4 protein-coding genes are annotated in these 4,507 nt (G+C 71.2%); all 4 read left to right on the top strand.

The features are described 5' to 3' along the window. Positions 1 to 1,269: FlgK family flagellar hook-associated protein (locus tag A612_RS12650; protein ID WP_019374835.1), on the top strand; the 1,269-nt coding region annotated here is incomplete at its 5' end. A gap of 34 nt (positions 1,270 to 1,303) precedes the next feature. Continuing rightward, positions 1,304 to 2,665 carry a flagellar hook-associated protein FlgL gene (gene flgL, locus A612_RS12645; RefSeq protein ID WP_019374834.1) on the top strand — a complete coding sequence of 454 codons (1,362 nt, stop codon included), beginning with the start codon at positions 1,304 to 1,306 and terminating at the stop codon, positions 2,663 to 2,665. A gap of 93 nt (positions 2,666 to 2,758) precedes the next feature. Beyond that, complete coding sequence (locus A612_RS12640) at positions 2,759 to 4,000, top strand: HDOD domain-containing protein (protein WP_019374833.1); 1,242 nt, start codon at positions 2,759 to 2,761, stop codon at positions 3,998 to 4,000. A 48-nt stretch (positions 4,001 to 4,048) separates the two neighbouring features. Further along, the coding region (locus tag A612_RS12635; protein ID WP_019374832.1) for a nitronate monooxygenase at positions 4,049 to 4,507 on the top strand (459 nt) is incomplete at its 3' end.

Raw genomic sequence — 4,507 nt, 5'->3', positions numbered from 1 at the left:
AGCGGGCGCCAGGCGCTGTACTTCAACCCGCCCGGCGCCCAGCCGGTGGAGCTGAACGAGGACATGCTGGGCGGCGGCCAGACCGCGGGGCTGCTGCGCTTCGCCAACCAGGACCTGACCGAGGGCCGCAACCTGCTGGGTCGCATGGCGCTGGCCATCGGGCACGAGCTGAACTACCAGCAGCGCATGGGCCTGACGCTGGACGGCCAGCGCGGCAAGGCGCTGTTCTCGCAGCCCGCGCGTGTGGACGGCCGCACCAGCGGCAGCGCCGCCGGCTTCATCGACCTGCAGGTGCCGCTGGGCACCTCGCGCTTCGCCGCGTCCGAGTACGAGGTGCGCTTTGGCGACACGCCGCCCGCCGGCGTCATCACGCGCCTGTCCGATGGCGCCACCACCGTCGTCGCCGACCTCACCGCCCCCGACGGCGTCGAGATGGACGGCCTGACGTTCAAGTTCACCGCCGCCGGCGCGCCCCGCGAGCGGGTGCTGTTCCAGCCCTTCGCCGGCGTGGCGGACAACCTGCAGATGCTGGTGTACTCGCCGCGCGACCTGGCCGCGGCCAACCCGGTCAACGCGGCCATGGGCACGTCCAACGGCGGCACGCTGCAACTGGGCCAGCTGCAGGCCACCGGCCAGCACCGCGACCCGGCGACGCAGCGGATCGTCGGCACCGGCGCGCTCACGCCCCTGCCCCCGGGCGGCGCAAGCCTGGTGTACATGCAGGCAGACCCGGTGCTGGGCCTGCCCGCCGGCTTCGTGGTGCAGGGCCTGGCCGACCGGCCGCTGGAGCTGCTGCCCCCGCCCGCGCCCTACACGCCCGGCACCGACCGCGTGCCCTACACCCCCGGCGAGCCGATCCGCATCGGTGGCTGGTCCATCACGCTGCAGGGCACGCCCAAGCCCGGCGACACCGTCACGGTGCGCGACGCGACGCAGACGGGCGACCTGTACACGCGCAACTCGGGCAACGCCGGCGCGCTGATGGCGCTGCGCGACATGAAGCTGTTCGACGAGGCCACGATGTCCGACGGCTACGCCAGCCTGATGGCCCAGGTAGGCACGCGCACGCAAAGCGCCATGTACGCGGCCAACCTGTCCGGCTCCATCGCCAACAACCTGGAGGCCAGCCGCACCGCCGTCTCCGGCGTGAACCTGGACGAAGAGGCGGCGCGCCTGATCCAGTTCCAGCAGGCCTACCAGGCATCGGCCAAGATGCTGCAGATCGCGCAGACCATCTTTGACAACCTGCTGCAGACCGTGAGCCGCTGATGCCCTCCTTTCTTGAATCCTTCCGGGAGCCCGCATGACCACCTTCCAGCGTGTGGCCACGGCCAACATGTACGACAGCGCCCTGCGCAACCTGGCCGCGCGGCAAAAGAGCGTGGCCGACCTGCAGGAGAACCTCACCGCCGGCAAGCGCGTGGTGCGCGCCAGCGACGACCCGGTCGCCGCCGCGCAGGCCGAGCGCGCGCTCACGCGCATCAGCCGCATCCAGGCCGAGCAGCGCCAGCTCGAGGTGCAGCGCGGCTCGATGGCGCTGGCCGAGTCCACCCTGGGCGACGCCGTGGGGCTGGTGCAGGAGATGCGCCAGCTGATCGTCGCAGCGGGCAACGGCACGCTCAAGCCCGAGGACCGCAAGACCTACGCCAACCAGATCCAGAGCCTGCGCGAGCAGCTGGCCGAGGTCATCAACCGCAAGGACACGAACGGCGCGCCGTTGCTGGGCGCGCTGGGCAGCGCGCTGCAGCCTTTCGTCGGGCCGCAGCCGGGCACCCCTACCTATGAGTTCAACGGCCTGCCGGGCCAGGCGTCGAGCAGCGGCACCAGCATCGCCACGGCGCTGGACGGGCACGACGCGCTGATGTTCGATGTGCAGCGCGATGGTGTCTACCACGCAGGTCTGTCGAACGACCAAGGCACCTCCTTTTCCGGAAGACCGATCGCTACCGACATGGTGCAGGTGAAGAATCCGGAAAAGCTGGCGCGCGATGGCAACGGCCAACCCTTTTCCTATTCGGTTCGCATCACTGGATTCCAGACGCCTGCCGCGCCGGACGACGCGGCGGGCAATTACGAGGCGGCGTATGAGATCTTCCGCAGTGACGACCCCTCAAACCCGATCCAGACAGGGGTGACAGGGGTGCTCAAGGAAGGCATGCCTGCGGACATCACCTTCAAGATCGAGGCAGGTGTGAATCCTGGCGATCCCGACGACGCAGTCCTTGAATTCACGCTGAAGAGCACACCCAAACAGGGTCCATCAGGCACCCTGGAAAATCCCTTTTCCGTAGGTGACACCGTCACCGTGCAACCCAGCACCGGCATGATGGATGTGGTCGACCGCGTGGTGAGCGACCTGCGCGGCGCCTCCGACGGCACCCTGGCCGCCCAGGCCGTCAGCCAGGCCCTGGCGCATCTGGACATCGGCATGGAGCGCCTGCACAACATCCGCGGCTACGCCGGCGAGCTGCTCAACCGCGCCGACCGCATTTCCAGCGACCAGGAAACCCGCTCCATCCAGCTGGAAGGCGACCGCTCGCGCGCCGAGGATCTGGACATGGTCCAGGGCATCTCCGACTTCCAGAACGCCCACGTGGGCTACGAGGCGGCGCTCAAGTCCTACGCCCAGGTGCAGCGCATGTCGCTGTTCGACTTCTTGCGCTGAAGACGGCCGCTTGCGGGTTTCGCCCGCGCCGCAGGTGTCCGGCTGGCCTGACAATGGCGTCCACTGCAACAGCGCTCTCCATCCACGCGTCCCATGGTCCAATCCGTCCTCGGCAGCCTGGTCCTCGGCTACCGGCCCCTGTGGAATGCCGCGCGCCGCCTGGCCGGCGTGCAGCTGTACGTGCAGCCCGCCGGCGGCGCCCAGGTGGACGCGGCGCACCTGCTGCGCACGCTGCAGGAGCTGTGGTCGGCCCATTCCCCGCCGCTGCTGCTGTCGCCACGCTCGCCGCAGTTGCTCGGCGAACTGCTGGAGCACGCGCCGTGCGGCGCGCCCTGGATCGGGGTGGCCGGCTCCTGGCTGGCCGATGCCCAGGTGCTCGCCCAGGCGCGGGCCGCCCATGCGCGTGGTCTGCGGCTGGTGTGGCAGGGACCTCTGCAGCAGCTGCCCCCGCCCGAGACGGCCGCGCTCTTCGACAACAGCCTGCTGCACCTGTCCAGCGCGGATGCGGTGCGTGCGCTGCAGGCGTCGGCCGCCATCCGCGAAGGCAGCGCCACGGGCGGCGCACGGCCGGCCGCTCCGCCCGATCCGCTGCTGCCCGGCCAGATGTACGAGGGCGTCGCCAGCCGGACGCTGCTGGCGCATTGCCTGGACACCAGCCGGGCCCTGGCCGTGGCGGGCTGGCCGATGGAAGACGTGCTCCACAGCCTGCGCCACCGCGCCGCCACTCCGTCCCAGGAAGTGGTGCAAAAACTCCTCAAGGCGATCGACGCGGAGCAGTCCATCGACAGCTTCGAGGAAATCCTCGGTGAGGATCCGCTGCTCGCCTACCGTTTCCTGACCTACACCAACTCGGCGGCGCTGGGCCTGCGCACCGGCGTGGATTCGCTGCGGCGCGGCCTGGTCATGATGGGCTACGGCTCGCTGTCGCGCTGGCTGGCCGAGCAGCTGCCGCACGCTGCGACCGAGCCTGACCTGCGGCCGGTGCGGCAATTCATGGTGCTGCGCGCCCTGGTCACGGAACACCTGCTGGACGCGGGCGAAGGCAAGGAGCTGCGCCGCGAGGTGTACCTGAGCGGGCTGCTGTCGCAGCTCGACGAGCTGCTGCGCGAGCCGCTGGGTGCCATCCTGCGCCGCCTGCCCCTGTCCGAGCGCGTGTACAACGCCGCCGTGCTGCGCACCGGGCCCTACGCCCCCAGCCTGGAGATGGCCTGCGCGCTGGAAGGGGGCGAGCCGCAGGCCGTCCTGCAGCTGTGCGAGGCGCACGAGCTCAGCCTGGAGCACGTCAACCGCGCGCTGATGCGCGTGCTGTCCGAACGCGTGGGCGCGCTGCGCTGAGCAGAAGCGCGCCCCGTTCGCCCCCAGCCATCCTGCCGGAGCCCCGCCATGCCCGACCGCCTTGCTCCCACCCCGCTGTGCGACCTGCTGGGCTGCCGCCTGCCCATCGTCTGCGCCGGCATGGGCGGCGTGGCGCGCTCGGAGCTCGTGGCCGCGGTCACGCAGGCAGGCGGCTTCGGCTTCCTCGGCATGGTGCGCGAGCCGCTGGCGCTGATCGAGCGCGAGGTCGCGGCCGTGCGCGCGGCCGGTTGTGAGCGCTTCGGCGTGCACCTCATCCCGGCCGGCACGGACGCCGCCTTGCTGGCCTCGCAGCTGGACCTGTGCGTCGACCTGCAGGTGCCGGTGGTCGGCCTGCTCGGGGACGTGCACGCGCCGGTCGTGGAGCGGCTGCGCGGCGCCGGCGCCACCGTGGTGCACCAGGTCGGCTCGGTGCGCGCCGCCCTGGCTGCGCAGCGTGCCGGCGCGCACGCGCTGATTGCCCAGGGGGTGGAGGCGGGCGGCCACGGG

The organism is Melaminivora alkalimesophila (assembly GCF_000282995.1).
Lineage (GTDB): Bacteria > Pseudomonadota > Gammaproteobacteria > Burkholderiales > Burkholderiaceae_C > Melaminivora > Melaminivora alkalimesophila.
This window is presented reverse-complemented; position numbering and strand designations above follow the sequence as displayed.